Annotated in this window: 13 protein-coding genes and 1 pseudogene; 7 read left to right on the top strand and 7 right to left on the bottom strand. The window is 72.2% G+C overall.

Annotated features, from left to right (window positions below; genetic code table 11):
- Nucleotides 1-8 precede the first annotated feature (8 nt).
- Together mpl and ACFQ2D_RS08870 are read left to right on the top strand one after the other, a co-directional pair.
- Nucleotides 9-1,403, top strand: a complete 1,395-nt coding sequence (gene mpl / locus ACFQ2D_RS08875; RefSeq protein WP_386795660.1) for a UDP-N-acetylmuramate:L-alanyl-gamma-D-glutamyl-meso-diaminopimelate ligase — start codon at nucleotides 9-11, stop codon at nucleotides 1,401-1,403.
- A gap of 82 nt (nucleotides 1,404-1,485) precedes the next feature.
- On the top strand, nucleotides 1,486-2,055 hold the full coding sequence (locus tag ACFQ2D_RS08870; RefSeq protein WP_280942150.1) for an LON peptidase substrate-binding domain-containing protein: 570 nt from the start codon (nucleotides 1,486-1,488) through the stop codon (nucleotides 2,053-2,055).
- Between the two features lie 18 nt (nucleotides 2,056-2,073).
- Here ACFQ2D_RS08870 and ACFQ2D_RS08865 read toward each other — a convergent pair whose 3' ends face one another.
- Nucleotides 2,074-4,095 (bottom strand): bifunctional DedA family/phosphatase PAP2 family protein, encoded by a 2,022-nt coding sequence (locus ACFQ2D_RS08865; RefSeq protein ID WP_280942149.1) that lies wholly within the window; start codon nucleotides 4,093-4,095, stop codon nucleotides 2,074-2,076.
- 47 nt (nucleotides 4,096-4,142) lie between these two features.
- Between ACFQ2D_RS08865 and ACFQ2D_RS08860 the strand changes: the two genes are divergently transcribed.
- The gene (locus tag ACFQ2D_RS08860) at nucleotides 4,143-4,805 is read left to right on the top strand and encodes a serine/threonine protein kinase (RefSeq protein ID WP_280942148.1); all 663 of its coding nucleotides are present in this window, start codon (nucleotides 4,143-4,145) and stop codon (nucleotides 4,803-4,805) included.
- Nucleotides 4,806-4,842: 37 nt separating this feature from the next.
- Nucleotides 4,843-5,661: an SDR family oxidoreductase gene (locus ACFQ2D_RS08855; protein WP_280942147.1), complete on the top strand. Its 819-nt coding sequence runs from the start codon at nucleotides 4,843-4,845 to the stop codon at nucleotides 5,659-5,661.
- A gap of 12 nt (nucleotides 5,662-5,673) precedes the next feature.
- Here ACFQ2D_RS08855 and ACFQ2D_RS08850 read toward each other — a convergent pair whose 3' ends face one another.
- Complete coding sequence (locus ACFQ2D_RS08850) at nucleotides 5,674-6,807, bottom strand: trans-sulfuration enzyme family protein (RefSeq protein WP_280942146.1); 1,134 nt, start codon at nucleotides 6,805-6,807, stop codon at nucleotides 5,674-5,676.
- A 65-nt stretch (nucleotides 6,808-6,872) separates the two neighbouring features.
- Between ACFQ2D_RS08850 and ACFQ2D_RS08845 the strand changes: the two genes are divergently transcribed.
- Complete coding sequence (locus ACFQ2D_RS08845) at nucleotides 6,873-7,310, top strand: VOC family protein (protein ID WP_280942145.1); 438 nt, start codon at nucleotides 6,873-6,875, stop codon at nucleotides 7,308-7,310.
- 69 nt (nucleotides 7,311-7,379) lie between these two features.
- Nucleotides 7,380-8,597 (top strand): acetylornithine/succinylornithine family transaminase, encoded by a 1,218-nt coding sequence (locus ACFQ2D_RS08840; protein WP_280942144.1) that lies wholly within the window; start codon nucleotides 7,380-7,382, stop codon nucleotides 8,595-8,597.
- Between the two features lie 10 nt (nucleotides 8,598-8,607).
- Here the strand turns inward: ACFQ2D_RS08840 and ACFQ2D_RS08835 are convergent, their stop codons facing one another.
- From ACFQ2D_RS08835 to thiE, 3 genes are read right to left on the bottom strand one after another with little or no spacing between them, the layout of a single operon-like run.
- The gene (locus tag ACFQ2D_RS08835; protein WP_280942143.1) at nucleotides 8,608-9,501 is read right to left on the bottom strand and encodes an ion transporter; all 894 of its coding nucleotides are present in this window, start codon (nucleotides 9,499-9,501) and stop codon (nucleotides 8,608-8,610) included.
- The gene (hemL, locus tag ACFQ2D_RS08830) at nucleotides 9,485-10,789 is read right to left on the bottom strand and encodes a glutamate-1-semialdehyde 2,1-aminomutase (protein WP_280942142.1); all 1,305 of its coding nucleotides are present in this window, start codon (nucleotides 10,787-10,789) and stop codon (nucleotides 9,485-9,487) included. Before hemL ends, ACFQ2D_RS08835 begins: the two co-directional genes overlap by 17 nt.
- A gap of 40 nt (nucleotides 10,790-10,829) precedes the next feature.
- Nucleotides 10,830-11,489: a thiamine phosphate synthase gene (thiE, locus tag ACFQ2D_RS08825; protein WP_280942141.1), complete on the bottom strand. Its 660-nt coding sequence runs from the start codon at nucleotides 11,487-11,489 to the stop codon at nucleotides 10,830-10,832.
- On the opposite strand from thiE, the pseudogene ACFQ2D_RS08820 reads away from it, so the two are divergent.
- Nucleotides 11,470-11,701, top strand: a pseudogene (locus ACFQ2D_RS08820) (rubredoxin). The gene thiE and the pseudogene ACFQ2D_RS08820 sit on opposite strands and share 20 nt — an antisense overlap.
- A 16-nt stretch (nucleotides 11,702-11,717) precedes the next feature.
- Here ACFQ2D_RS08820 and ACFQ2D_RS08815 read toward each other — a convergent pair.
- Both ACFQ2D_RS08815 and ACFQ2D_RS08810 read right to left on the bottom strand, forming a co-directional pair.
- A complete protein-coding gene (locus ACFQ2D_RS08815; protein WP_280942139.1) occupies nucleotides 11,718-12,563 on the bottom strand; it encodes a SirB1 family protein in 846 nt (281 codons plus the stop codon).
- A 54-nt stretch (nucleotides 12,564-12,617) separates the two neighbouring features.
- On the bottom strand, nucleotides 12,618-13,067 hold the full coding sequence (locus ACFQ2D_RS08810; RefSeq protein ID WP_280942138.1) for a DUF192 domain-containing protein: 450 nt from the start codon (nucleotides 13,065-13,067) through the stop codon (nucleotides 12,618-12,620).
- Nucleotides 13,068-13,513: the final 446 nt, after the last annotated feature.

The following is a 13,513-nucleotide window of genomic DNA, read 5'->3' as shown; positions in this document are numbered from 1 at the left end:
GTGCGCGCCTGTCACGCCACCCAGGATCCGCCTTGAAACTCCACATCCTCGGCATCGCCGGCACGTTCATGGGCGGGGTCGCCGCGCTCGCGCGCGAACTGGGGCACCAGGTCGAGGGCAGCGACCAGGCCGTCTACCCGCCGATGTCGACCCAGCTCGAGCGGCTGGGCATCGTCCTGCGCCAGGGGTACGAGCCCGCTCATATCTCGGCCGACGCCGACACCGTGGTGATCGGCAACGCGCTCTCGCGCGGCAATGCCGCGGTCGAGGCGGTGCTCGACGCCGGCCGTGCCTACACCTCGGGCGCCGAATGGCTGCGCGACCAGGTGCTGCCGGGCCGCGACGTGCTGGCCGTGGCCGGCACCCACGGCAAGACCACCACCACCAGCCTGCTCGCCTTCCTGCTGCAGGCGGCCGGGCGCGAGCCGGGCTTCCTGATCGGCGGCGTGGCCGAGGATTTCGGCGTGTCGGCGCGCATGGGCGGGGGGCGCGAGTTCGTGGTCGAGGCCGACGAGTACGACACCGCCTTCTTCGACAAGCGCAGCAAGTTCGTCCACTACCGGCCGCTGGTGGCGATCCTCAACAACCTCGAATACGACCACGCCGACATCTTTCCGGACGTGGCCGCGATCCAGCGCCAGTTCCACCACCTGGTGCGCACCGTGCCCGGGCGCGGGCGGCTGCTGGTCAACGGCCACGACGCGCGCCTGCGCGAAGTCCTGGAGATGGGCTGCTGGACGCCGGTCGAGCGCTTCGGTTTCGATCACTCGTTCGAATGGAGCGCGCGTCGGCTGCGCGAGGACGGCAGCGCGTTCGAGGTGCTGCACCGGGGACGCGTGCTGGGCACGGTCGAATGGCCGCTGCTGGGCGACCACAACCTGCTCAACGGGCTGGCCGCGCTGGCGGCCTGCGCGGCGGTCGGGGTGGACGTGGCGGCGGTGCTGCCGGCGCTGGCGGGTTTCCGCGGCGTGAAGCGGCGCATGGAGCTGCTGGGCCAGGCGCGCGGGATCACCGTCTACGACGACTTCGCCCACCACCCGACCGCGATCGCCACCACCCTGGCCGGCCTGCGCGCGAAAGTCGGGGACGCGCGGATCGTCGTGGCGATGGAGCCGCGCAGCAATTCGATGCGGCTGGGCGCCCATGCCGACGCGCTGGCGCCATCGCTGGAACAGGCCGACGCGGTGGTGTTCCTGGCCCGGCCCGAACTGCCCTGGGATGCCGCCAGGGTGGTGTCGGCGGTGCGCGGCCAGGCCCGCGCCGTGGCCGATGCGGACACCCTGCTGGCGGCGCTCGGAGCGACCGTGCGCGAGGGCGACCACGTGGTGTTCATGTCCAACGGCGGCTTCGACGGCGCGCCACGCCGGTTCCTGAGGGCGCTGGACCAGGCGGGGACCGGGTGAAGCTCGCGGCGCCGGCACCGCCGATCGCGTGCCGGCTCTTCGTGATCCGGGCGCTGCCGCCCGCGGCGTAGACTGCCGCCGCATGCACGAGGTCCTGCCCCTGTTCCCGCTGCACACCGTGCTGGTCCCCGGCGCCGCGCTGGGAATGCGCGTGTTCGAACCGCGCTATCTCGACCTGGTGCGCGAGTGCGGGCGCACCGGCGGCGGCTTCGGCGTGTGCCTGATCGCCGAGGGCGAGGAGGCCGGCGCGCCGGCCGTCCCCGAAGCCTGCGGCACCGAGGCGCGGATCGAGGATTTCGACACCGGTCCCGATGGCCTGCTGCAGTTGCGGTTGCGCGGCCACCGGAGGTTCCGGGTGCACCGTACCCGGGTGCGCGACAACGGCCTGGTCGAGGCCGAGGTGGACTGGTGCGCGCCAGACCCCGTGGCCGAACTGCAGCCCCAGCACGCGCTGCTGGGCGAGGTGCTGCGGCGGATCCTGGAGCAGTTCGAGGCCGACCTGGCGATTCCCGAGCGGCGCTTCGACGAGGCGGCCTGGGTGGGTTGGCGGCTGGCCGAGCTGCTGCCGCTCACCCTGGAACAGCGCCAGCGGCTGCTCGAGCAGGACGATCCGGACCAGCGCCTGGACGCGATGCTCGACCTGATCCTCTGATCGACCGGGCGCGGCGGATCAGCGGGACGCCCCGCCGTCCCGGCCCAGGGCCCCGGCATCCGTGCGCAGGCGCAGCACCGGCGCCAGCGTGTGCGGATGCGGTGCCTGGCGCATCGGGAAACCGGTCAGGGCGCGCTGCACCGCGGCGTGCGCGGCATCGTCGTCCAGCACCGGAAGCCAGATGCCGAACAGCCCGCCCAGCGGCCGCTCGAACGACAGCGTCTGGGTAGTGCCGATCCACAGCGGCGTGCCGTCGGCCAGCCGCGCCGGTGCGCGCCACAGGCGCAGCGCCTGCAGGCGGCCGTCCCCGACCGGGCGGCGCATCAGCAGGGTCTCGGCCTCCGAGCCCAGGGTGGCCGGCAGGACCGCCTGTTCCCCGGCCGGCATGTCGTCGTCGAGCAGGCCCAGCGTGGCGACCCAGTCCGCCTGCGGCTGCACGTCCCAGCCCAGCGACTGCAGGTGGCCCCGCAGCGGCTCCAGCGGCCCCGCCACCTGGATCTCCAGCGCCCAGCGGCGGCTGGCGTCGCGCTCGCGGCGCTGGCCCGGCAGGCGCGCCCAGTCGCGCTCCCACCACTCGTCCCGCTCCAGCACCAGTGCCGGCGCCGGGGCGTGGAAGCGTTCGAGCAGCGGGTCCACCGCGCGTGGCGCGTGCCACAGCGCCGCGGCCGCGAAGCTGACATAGAAGATCGCCGCCAGCGGCCGCATCCAGAACGAGCGCGCGACGTGCCGGCGGTAGGCCAGCCCCAGCACCAGCAGCCAGACGATGCCCAGCAGCATCCCGCCGACCACGTCGCTGAGCCAGTGCGCGCCCAGGTACAGGCGCGAGAAGCCGAGCAGCACCCCGACCACGCCCGCCACCAGATAGGGCCAGACCCGGCTGCGTCCAGGCAGCTCGCGCGCGATCAGCACTGCGAAGAAGCCGAACGTCACCGTGGTCATCGTCACCGAGACCGAGGGGAATCCGAAACCGCTGTGCGCGGTCGGCGGGCGCGGCATGTCGATCAGCTGCGCCAGCCCGGAGGTCAGCACCAGGCCGAAGGCCAGCGCCGCCAGCCAGTGCGCCGCGGCGATCCAGCGCCGCCGCCACAGCAGCCACAGCAGGGCCAGGGCGGAGGCCGGGACCAGCACCTCCCAGTCGCCGATCGAGGCCAAGCCCGCCATCAGCCGGTCGGCCAGCGGGTTGCGCAGGGTGTACATGGCCTGGAACACGGTCAGGTCCAGCGCCAGCGGCTCGCCGCGCATCCACACCGTGCCCAGCAGGGCGAACCAGGCCCAGCCGATCGCCAGCAGGCAGGCGGCCAGGATCGCCAGAGACGCCGATTCGGGACGGCGCGGATCCACCAGCGACGCGGCGTAGCGGCCCAGCCGCGGATGCGCGCGGGTCCACTGCAGCAGGCGTGCGAGCAGGGCGTTGGCGTGGCGGTCGAACCAGCGGTAGGTGTAGAGCACCCCGGCCCAGGCCAGCGCCAGCACCACCAGCAGGCCGCCCAGCACCAGCACCAGCCGGTCGGCCACCGCCGCCACCGCGTCGTAGGAGGCGCCGAAGATCCAGCCCGGCGCCAGGAACAGGGCGGCCCACAGCACGCAGGCCAGCAGGCTCATCGGCACGTAGCGCCGCAGCGGCATGCCCAGCATGCCGGCGATGGCCGGCACGAAGGCGCGGATGGCGCCGACGAAGCGTGCGATCAGGATGCCGGTCAGGCCATGCCGGCGGAACACCTGCTCGCCGCGGTCGAGCAGCTGCGGATAGCGACTGAACGGCCAGTGTTCGCGCAGCTGCGTGCCCCAGCGCCGGCCCACCCAGTAGCCGATGCCGTCGCCGGCGAAGGCGCCCAGCGCGGCGCAGGCGATCGCATAGGTGCCGTCGATATGCCCCAGGCCGATCAGCGCGCCGATCGCGAACAGCAGCGGCAGCGCCGGCACCACGATGCCGAGCACGATGATCGAATCGCAGAACGCGATGAGGAAGATCAGGCCGCCGGCCGCGACGGGATGGGCGCTGATCCAGGCGAGCGTGGCGTCGAACCAGCCGGAGTCCATCGGGCAATTATGACAGCGGCCGCTGACTGCTCGCCTACACTGTGTCCATGCAACGCGACACCGCCATCGAGACCCGCGCGCTCAAGGCCGACAGCTTCGGCCGCATCTCGCTGATGCAGGGCGCCGGCGGCCCGTTCGTGCGCCGCGACCTGGGCCACGTGCCGCTGTGGCTGCGCCTGCCGGCCAGATGGCTGGCCCGGCGCGAGGCATTGGGGCTGCGCGCGGTGGCGGGCCTGGCCGACGTGCCGCAACTGCTCGCCTGGGACGGGCGCCGGCTGGACCGCAGCTACATGGAAGGCGCGGCCATGTACCAGCGCCCGCCGCGCGGCGACGTGGCCTACTTCCGTGCCGCCCGCCGCCTGCTGCTGCAGCTGCATCGTCGCGGGGTCGCCCACAACGACCTGGCCAAGGAAGCCAACTGGCTGGTGCTCGAGGACGGGCGCCCGGCCATCATCGACTTCCAGCTCGCCAGCCGTGGCGACCCGCGCGCACGCTGGATGCGGCTGCTGTTCCGCGAGGACCTGCGCCACCTGCTCAAGCACAAGCGCATGTACTGCCGCGAGTCGCTCACTCCGGTCGAGCGGCGGGTGCTGCGCCGCAATTCCTGGGTGCGCGACGCCTGGTTCCGCACCGGCAAGCCGGTGTACCGCTTCGTGACCCGGCGGCTGCTGAAGTGGGAAGACAACGAAGGCCAGGGGCCGAAGCCGTGAGCGCCGCGCCCCGCGACAACCGGCAACGGGAGCGACCATGAGCACCCTGACAGGCAAGACCCTGTTCATCACCGGCGCCTCGCGCGGCATCGGGCTGGCGATCGCGCTGCGCGCCGCGCGCGATGGCGCCAACGTCGCGATCGCGGCCAAGTCCGACGTGCCCAACCCGAAGCTGCCCGGAACCATCCACACCGCCGCGCGCGCCGTGGAGGACGCGGGCGGGCGCGCGCTGGCGATCCGCTGCGACATCCGCGAGGAAGACCAGGTGCGCGACGCCGTCGCCCGCACGATGGACGCCTTCGGCGGACTCGACATCCTGGTCAACAACGCCAGCGCGATCTGGCTGCGCGGTGCGCTCGACACGCCGATGAAGCGCTTCGACCTGATGCAGCAGGTCAATGCCCGCGGCAGCTTCCTCTGCGCCCAGGCCTGCCTGCCGCACCTGCTGCAGGCGCCCGATCCGCACATCCTGACCCTGTGCCCGCCGCCGTCGCTGGATCCGAAGTGGTGGGCGCCGCATACCGGGTACACCCTGGCCAAGATGGGCATGAGTTTCGTCACCCTGGGCCTGGCGGCGGAGTTCGCCGACCGCCGGATTGCGATCAACGCGCTGTGGCCGCGCACGCTGATCGCCACCGACGCGCTGAACATGATTCCCGGCGTCTCCACCGGCAACGGGCGTTCTGCGGAGATCATGGCCGATGCCGCGCACGCCATCCTCACCCGTCCGGCGGCCGGCTTCAGCGGGCGCTTCCTGATCGACGACGAGGTGCTGGCCGAGGCCGGCGTCACCGACCTGTCGCACTACGCCGTCGATCCCTCGCAGCCGCTGCTGCCCGACCTGTTCCTGGACTGAAGCCCGCTCCGGTCAGGCGAGCGCCTGGGCGAGGTCGTCGACCAGGTCGCGCGCATCCTCCAGCCCCACCGACAGCCGCAGCAGGCCCTGCGGCGAGGCCGACTGCGCGCCCTCGATCGAGGCGCGATGCTCGACCAGCGATTCGGTCGATCCCAGCGAGGTGGCGTTGGTGAACAGCGCCAGCCGCCCGGCCACCGCCAGCGCCGCCTCGCGGCCGCCGGCCACCTCGAACGACAGCATGCCGCCGAAGCCGCCCTGCATCTGCCGCGCCGCGACCGCATGGCCGGGGTGGCCCGGCAGGCCGGGGTAGTGCACGGCTTCCACCTTCGGATGCGCCTGCAGGAACTCCGCCACCGCCTGCGCGTTGCGGCAGTGCCGCTCCACCCGCACCGGCAGGGTGCGCAGCCCGCGCAGCACCAGCCAGGCGGCGAACGGCGAGGCGGTATTGCCGGTCTGGCGGCGCAGCTCGTGGCATTCCGCGGCGAACCCGTCGTCGTCGGCGAAGGCCAGCACGCCGCCCATCACGTCGCCGTGCCCGCCCAGGTACTTGGTGGCCGAATGCAGGACGATGTCCGCGCCCAGCGCCAGCGGCTGCTGCAGCGCCGGCGTGGCGAAGGTGCCGTCGACCAGCAGGCGCGCGCCGGCTGCGTGCGCGATGTCGGCCAGCGCGGCGATGTCGCAGACCTTGAGCAGCGGGTTGGACGGCGTCTCCGCCCACAGCAGGCGGGTGTCGGGCGAGATCGCGGCGCGCACGGCGTCGAGATCGGTCATGTCCACCACGCGGTGGCGCACGCTCCAGCGCTCCAGCCACTTCGCGCCGACGGCGCGGTAGCCGAAATACGTGTCGTCCGCGATCAGCAGTTCGGCGCCGGGCGGCAGCGCCTGCATCGCGGTCGTGCCGGCGGTCATGCCGGTGGCGAAGAACATCGAGCGCGCGGCGCCGTCCAGCGTCGCCAGGACCTGCTCCAGCTGCGCCTGGTTGGGGCTGCCGTAACGCTGGTAGAGGTAGTCCTGCGGGAGCCCCGCGTCGGGCGCGTGCTCGAAGGTGGTGGCCAGCTGCAGCGGTGGCGCCAGTGCGCCGCTGGCGGGGTCGGGCGCGACGCCGGCGTGCGCGGCGAGGGTGTCGAAACGGTGCGTGCGGGTCATGGCGGCGTCGGCGGGGGACAGTCAGGCGATAATGCCATCGGCCCACCCGCCGCACCGGACAGCCCATGAAATACCTGCACGCGATGATCCGCGTCCACGACCTGGACGCCACCAGCCGTTTCTTCACCGAGGGCCTGGGCCTGCACCAGACCCGGCGCATGGACAACGAAGCCGGCCGCTTCACCCTGGTCTACTTCGGTGCGCCGGAGAACCCGGAGGCGGAGGTCGAACTGACGTACAACTGGCCGCCCGAGGACGGCTCGCCGCCGGAGGACTACGGCAGCGCCCGCAACTTCGGCCACCTGGCCTTCGAGGTCGACGACATCTACGCGATCTGCGCGCATCTGCAGTCGCTGGGCGTGACCATCAACCGCCCGCCGCGCGACGGCCGCATGGCCTTCGTGCGCACTCCGGACCTGATCTCGATCGAACTGCTGCAGAAGGGCGCCGCCCTGCCAGCGGCCGAACCCTGGGCCTCGATGCCCAACACCGGCGACTGGTAGGCGCACGCGCCCAGCGCCGCGCCCGGAGGCGCGGCACAATATTCCCTTCATCCTCGCGCCCCGCCGCCCATGAGCCAGCCCGATTCCACCGCCGACCTGGTCGCCCTCGGCCAACAGCGCCTGTTGCCCGTCTACCGCCAGCGGCCGCTGATCCTCGACCGCGGCCAGGGCGCGCGCCTGTGGGACATCGAGGGACGCGACTACGTCGACTTCTCTGCGGGCATCGCCGTGTGCAGCCTCGGCCACAACGATCCGGACCTGGTCGCCGCGCTCGCCGGGCAGGCCGGGCGCCTGTGGCATACCAGCAACGTGTTCTACAGCGAGCCGCCGCTGCGGCTGGCCGAGGAACTGGTGGCCGCCTCGCGCTTCGCCGAGCGCGTGTTCCTGTGCAACTCCGGTGCGGAAGCCAACGAGGCCGCGATCAAGCTGGTGCGCAAATGGGCCGCCGCGCAGGGTCGCGAACCCTCGCGGCGCGTGATCGTCACCTTCCGCGGCAGTTTCCACGGCCGCACCCTGGCCACGGTGACCGCGACCGCGCAGCCCAAGTACCAGGCCGGCTACGAGCCGCTGCCGGGCGGCTTCCGCTACGTGGACTTCAACGACGCGACCGGGCTGGAGGTCGCGATGGCCGGCGGCGACGTGGCCGCGGTGCTGGTCGAGCCGGTGCAGGGCGAGGGTGGCGTTACGCCCACGGCGCCCGGCTTCCTGCGTACCGTGCGCGAACTGTGCGACCACCACGGCGCGCTGCTCGTGCTCGACGAGATCCAGAGCGGCATGGGCCGCACCGGCACCCTGTTCGCGCACTGGCACGACCAGGTCGAGCCCGACGTCGTGACCCTGGCCAAGGCGCTCGGCGGCGGCTTCCCGGTCGGCGCGATGCTGGCCGGGCCGAAGGTCGCCCAGGCCATGCAGTTCGGCGACCACGGCACCACCTTCGGCGGCAACCCGCTGGCCGCGGCGGTGGCGCGCGTCGCGCTGCGCAAGCTGGCCTCGCCAGCGCTGCTGGCCAACGTCAGCCGCCAGGGCGCGGCGCTGCGCGCGGGGCTGCAGGCGATGGGCCGCGGCCTGTTCTCGCAGGTGCGCGGACGCGGCCTCATGCTGGGCGCGGTGCTGGCGCCGGCGCATGCCGGCCGCGCCGGGGAACTGCTCGACGCCGCCGCCGCGCAGGGCCTGCTGCTGCTGCAGGCGGGCCCGGACGTGCTGCGGTTCGTGCCGCCGCTCAGCATCACCGACGCGGAACTGGCCGACGGCCTGGCGCGCCTGGAGCGCGCGCTGGCCGCGTTGTAGGCGGCGCGACTCAGTCCTCCAGCGGCAGGGCGCGGCCGCATTTGCGGCAGTGCCAGGCGTCGGCCTCGTGGTCGGGCAGACCGCACTCGCCGCAGCGTACCTGCCGCCGCCGCGGCTGCAGCGAGCGGGCCAGTTCGGCGGTGTAGATGCCCGTGGGCACCGCGATGATGCTGTAGCCGATCACGATCAGGACCGAGGTGACGAAACGTCCGAACGGCGTGCCCGGTGCGATGTCGCCGAAGCCCACCGTGCCGACCGTCACCACCGCCCAGTACATGCCCGTCGGGATGCTGGTGAAGCCATGCTCCGGGCCTTCCACCACGTACATCAGCGCCCCGAAGATGATGACGATGGTGATCAGCGTGGCGATGAACACCGAGATCTTGCGCCGGCTGCGTAGCAGCGCCTGGATCAGCACGCCCGCCTCGCTGGAATACTCCACCAGCTTCAGCACGCGGAACACGCGCAGCAGGCGCAGTGCGCGGATCACCGTGAACGAGGCGCTGGCCGGGAACAGCAGCGACAGGAAGGTCGGCAGGATCGCCAGCAGGTCGATGACGCCGAAGAAGCTGCGCGCGTAGCGCAGCGGCCGCTTCACCACCCACAGCCGCACCCCGTACTCGACGGTGAAGGCGAGGGTGAACATCCATTCGGCGGCATACAGCCATGCGTGCCAGCGCGCCTTGACCGACGGGACGCTGTCGAGCAGCACCACCACCACGCTGGCCAGGATGGTGGCGATCAGGACCAGGTCGAAGTTGCGCTCGTCGGGCGCGTCGTGGTGGAAGATGCGCCGGAACCAGCGGTAGCGCGCGCCGTCGCTGGAAGCCGGCAGATATTCCGTCTCGAACAGGCTGGCGCCCCCGGCTGCCCTCTCGTCCGCCGGATCAGCCGGCGCGGGCATCGGCCACCTCCAGGAATGCCGCGCGCGCGGCTTCGAGGGTCGCGCCAATCGCCGCTTCATCGTGCGCGCTGGACACGAAGCCGGCCTCGAACGCCGACGGCGCCAGGAACACGCCGCGCTCGAGCATGGCGTGGAAGAAACGGTTGAACGCGGCGGTATCGCAGGCCACGGCCTGCGCGTAGGTGTCGACGGTCGGCGCGTCGGTGAAGAACAGGCCGAACATCGCGCCGACGCGGGTCGTGGTGAACGGCACGCCGGCCGCGCGCGCGGCGGCTTCCAGCCCGTCGCACAGCGCGTGCGTGGTGGCCTCCAGCCGGTCGTGGAAGCCGGGTTCGGAGACCAGGTCGAGCATCGCCAGGCCCGCCGCCATCGCCACCGGATTGCCGCTGAGCGTGCCGGCCTGGTAGATCGGGCCGGCCGGCGCGATCTGCGACATCAGCTCGCGCCGGCCGCCATACGCGCCCACCGGCATGCCGCCGCCGATGATCTTGCCGAAGGTGCTCAGGTCCGGGGCGACGCCGTAGCGCGCCTGGGCGCCGCCGAGAGCGACGCGGAACCCGGTCATCACCTCGTCGAAGATCAGCAGCGCGCCGTGGCGCGTGCACAGCTCGCGCAGGTGCTGCAGGTAGCCCTCGCGCGGCGGCAGGCAGTTGGCGTTGCCGACCACCGGCTCGATGATCAGCCCCGCGATCTCGCCGCCCTCCTGCTCGAACAGTGCGGTCGCCGCGTCGAAATCGTTGTAGGGCAGGGTGAGGGTGAGGTCGGCCAGCGACTTGGGCACGCCCGGCGAGGTCGGCACGCCGAAGGTCAGCGCGCCGCTGCCCGCCTTGACCAGGAACGAGTCGCCGTGGCCGTGGTAGCAGCCTTCGAACTTGACGATCTTCATGCGCCCGGTGGCACCGCGCGCCAGCCGGATCGCCGACAGCGTGGCCTCGGTACCCGAGTTCACCATGCGCACCATCTCGCACGAGGGCACGAGCCGGGTGATGCGTTCGGCCATCGTCACTTCCGCCGCGCAGGGCGCGCCGTAGGACAGGCCGTTGCCGATCGCGCGCTCCACTGCCGCGCGTACCTCCGGATGGTTGTGGCCGACGATCATCGGCCCCCAGGAACCGACGTAGTCGATGTAACGGTTGCCGTCGACGTCGTACAGGCAGGGGCCGTCGGCGCGCTCGACGAAGAACGGCTCGCCGCCCACCGACTTGAAGGCGCGGACCGGCGAGTTGACGCCGCCGGGCAGCAGCGCCTGCGCGCGCGAGAACAGGTCGTGGGAGCGGTCGTGGTTCATGGAATGGCATCTCTGTGCATGGAATGCGGGGAGGCGGCGGTCAGTCGCCGGGCGTGAAAGCGCGCAGGTAGGCCTGCGCCGCGGCGGCCGGGTCGGCGCTGCCGAACACGCCGCTGACCACGGCGACCAGGTCGGCGCCGGCGGCGACCAGCTGCGGGGCATTGTCGGGGGTGATGCCGCCGATGGCCACGCGCGGCACGCCCAGGGCCGCCGCGCCACCCAGCATGGCGGGGTCGGGGCGCCGTGTCGTGGCCTTGGTCGTGGTGTCGAAGAAAGCGCCGAACGCCACGTAACTGGCGCCCGACTCGACCGCCTGCCGGGCCAGCGCCAGCGAGTCGTAGCAGGAGGCGCCCAGGATCGCGTCAGGGCCCAGCGCGGCGCGGGCCGCGCGCAGATCGCCATCGTCCTCGCCCAGATGCGCGCCGTCGGCGCCGCAGTCCGCGGCCAGGCGCCAGTCGTCGTTCACGATCAGCGGGACGCCGTGCGCGCGGCAGGCGGGCAGCAGCGCGTCGAGCTGGGCGCGGCGCAGCGCCGGCGCGGCGGTCTTGTTGCGGTACTGCAGCCAGCATATCCAGGGCAGCGCGGCTTCCACCCGGGCGAGCAGCAAGCCGCCGTCGGCGATGTCCGGCGTGATCGCATAGAGTCCGCGCGCGCGGACTGCGCCGGTTTCGCCCCGGCGCGTGGGATGGGACAATGGCATGACTCCTCCGACGCTTGCGCGCCCATTATCCGATGAACGACATGCCCTACCGCAGCTGGATGTGCGTGGTCTGCGGTTTCGTCTACGACGAAGCGGCCGGCCTGCCCGATGACGGCATCGCCCCCGGCACGCGCTGGGAGGACGTGCCGGACACCTGGACCTGCCCCGACTGCGGCGTGACCAAGGACGATTTCGAGATGGTCGCGCTCTGAGCGCCCCGCCGCGGCGTCAGTGCAGGCGCCCCCGCTGCAGTCCCGCCTCGATCAGCCGCAGCCGCACCTTGGCCGCGTCCGGCGCGCCCGGAGCGCGATGCAGGTAGCGCTGCAGGTTCTCGCGCGCGCCTGCGCTGTGGCCCAGTTCCAGATAGCCCAGGCCGCGATCGCGCAGCGCCTCGGCATCGTCGGGCAGCAGGCGCAGCAGCCGGTCGGCGCTGCGCACCGCGCGTTCCCAGTCGCCGTGCTTCTGGTAGACGCCGTGCAGGTTGCGCAGCATGCGCACCAGGATGGCCCGGTTCGACGCCGGATGCAGGATCTGCGACAGCGCGTCGTCGTCCGGCATGCCGCCGCCGAGGTGGGCGCTGGCGCGCTCGCGGAGTTCATCCACGTCCAGCGGCCGCCCGCGGTTGAACGGATCCATCACCAGCACGCCGTTGTCCACCGGCAGGCGCACCAGGAAATGACCGGGGAACGACACCCCGTCCAGAGGCAGGCCGACCTCGCGCGAGACCGCCATCTGCACCAGCGCCAGCGAAATCGGATTGCCGAGCCGGCGTTCGAACACCTCGTTGATGTAGCTGTTGCGCGGGTCGTAGTACTCGTCGTGGTTGCCGGCGTAGCCGACTTCCTCGAACAGGTAGTGGTTGATGGCGCGCATCTTCAGCGCCAGCTGCGGCTCACGCTCGACAGCGCGCCGCAGGTGCGAGGCGTGGCCCTGCACGCGCAGCGCGTAGCGGCGCGGGTCGAGGTCGGGATACTCGTCGCGCGCGATCAGCAGCGCGACGTCCAGCAACGGAAGCGCGCGGTCCTCCAGCGCGGCGAGCGCCTGCCATTCCGGCAACGGGCGGGTGTGGCTCATGCCCGGAAGCCTGTGCCGCGCACGCGGCATCCGCAAGACCGCGGCATCGTCGCCTCAGGGCCTTTCGCGCAGGGACGGGGAGAGCTGCAGCAGCGACCCGTCGGATGCGCCGATGCGGGCGGCCTCGCCCGCATTCAGCTCCAGCACGTAACGCGCGGGCGCGTCGCTGGGATAGGCCGGGCAGGCATCGCCTCCGGAGCAGGGCGGCACGTCGCGCTGCTGCGACACCAGGCGCAGCGATTCGTCGAAGTACAGGATGTCGAGCGGGATGCGCGTGTTCTTCATCCAGTACGCCAGCGGCGCGGTGCGCTCGTGGATGAAGAACATGCCGTGACCCTCGGCCAATACGTCGCGGAACATCAGTCCGCGCGCGCGCTCGGCGTCGTCGTCCGCCACCTCGACCGCGTAGCGGTGCCCGGCCAGCTCCACCCAGTCCCCGTCGGCGCTGGCGCAGCCGGACAGCGACAGGGCCAGCAGGGCGGCGAGGCTTCGGAAGGGCGGCATGGAGCGGTTCCTTGGGCGGCAGGCGGACGAACATCCGGCAGCGGGCGGGGAGAGTCAAGACGACCTTGCACGCGAGGGCTATGCAAGCCGGTGGCGAAAGTGCAGAATGCGCGCCCCGCGCAGCAGCCGGACCTTGCGGCACCATGCCAACAGGCCCTTCCGACCGCCGGACACCTCGCTTCACGAGGTGTTGACGGAACCGGAAAACGGGCTAGAATGTGCGGCTCCCTTCGACGAAACGCCCTCGCGGGCCGGACGCTGAAGGGAGGTCGAAGCCCCTCACGGGGTGTTGACGAAGCGGAAAGGCCGTGACAGAATGTGCGGCTCCCTGGGGCGAAATGCTTCGGGACGAAACCCAGGCGCTGAGGCCGGTGTTTCGAAGATCTTTGACAGTGTGCGCAGGTGACTTGTGCGGGCGTCTGGCGGGTGGATGACTGTCCATCTTG

Origin of the sequence: Luteimonas composti, from assembly GCF_042678665.1 — a bacterium.
Taxonomy (GTDB): Bacteria; Pseudomonadota; Gammaproteobacteria; order Xanthomonadales; family Xanthomonadaceae; genus Luteimonas; species Luteimonas composti.
This window is presented reverse-complemented; position numbering and strand designations above follow the sequence as displayed.

What these genes read in the sequence shown, in the direction of transcription:
- ACFQ2D_RS08810 (WP_280942138.1), bottom strand. Translation starts at nt 13,067, where the DNA reads ATGCCGCCCTTCCGAAGCCTCGCCGCCCTGCTGGCCCTGTCGCTGTCC.
- ACFQ2D_RS08870 (WP_280942150.1), top strand. Translation starts at nt 1,486, where the DNA reads ATGCACGAGGTCCTGCCCCTGTTCCCGCTGCACACCGTGCTGGTCCCC.
- ACFQ2D_RS08845 (WP_280942145.1), top strand. Translation starts at nt 6,873, where the DNA reads ATGAAATACCTGCACGCGATGATCCGCGTCCACGACCTGGACGCCACC.
- ACFQ2D_RS08835 (WP_280942143.1), bottom strand. Translation starts at nt 9,501, where the DNA reads ATGCCCGCGCCGGCTGATCCGGCGGACGAGAGGGCAGCCGGGGGCGCC.
- ACFQ2D_RS08815 (WP_280942139.1), bottom strand. Translation starts at nt 12,563, where the DNA reads ATGAGCCACACCCGCCCGTTGCCGGAATGGCAGGCGCTCGCCGCGCTG.
- ACFQ2D_RS08855 (WP_280942147.1), top strand. Translation starts at nt 4,843, where the DNA reads ATGAGCACCCTGACAGGCAAGACCCTGTTCATCACCGGCGCCTCGCGC.
- ACFQ2D_RS08860 (WP_280942148.1), top strand. Translation starts at nt 4,143, where the DNA reads ATGCAACGCGACACCGCCATCGAGACCCGCGCGCTCAAGGCCGACAGC.
- ACFQ2D_RS08865 (WP_280942149.1), bottom strand. Translation starts at nt 4,095, where the DNA reads ATGGACTCCGGCTGGTTCGACGCCACGCTCGCCTGGATCAGCGCCCAT.
- ACFQ2D_RS08850 (WP_280942146.1), bottom strand. Translation starts at nt 6,807, where the DNA reads ATGACCCGCACGCACCGTTTCGACACCCTCGCCGCGCACGCCGGCGTC.
- ACFQ2D_RS08840 (WP_280942144.1), top strand. Translation starts at nt 7,380, where the DNA reads ATGAGCCAGCCCGATTCCACCGCCGACCTGGTCGCCCTCGGCCAACAG.
- thiE (WP_280942141.1), bottom strand. Translation starts at nt 11,489, where the DNA reads ATGCCATTGTCCCATCCCACGCGCCGGGGCGAAACCGGCGCAGTCCGC.
- hemL (WP_280942142.1), bottom strand. Translation starts at nt 10,789, where the DNA reads ATGAACCACGACCGCTCCCACGACCTGTTCTCGCGCGCGCAGGCGCTG.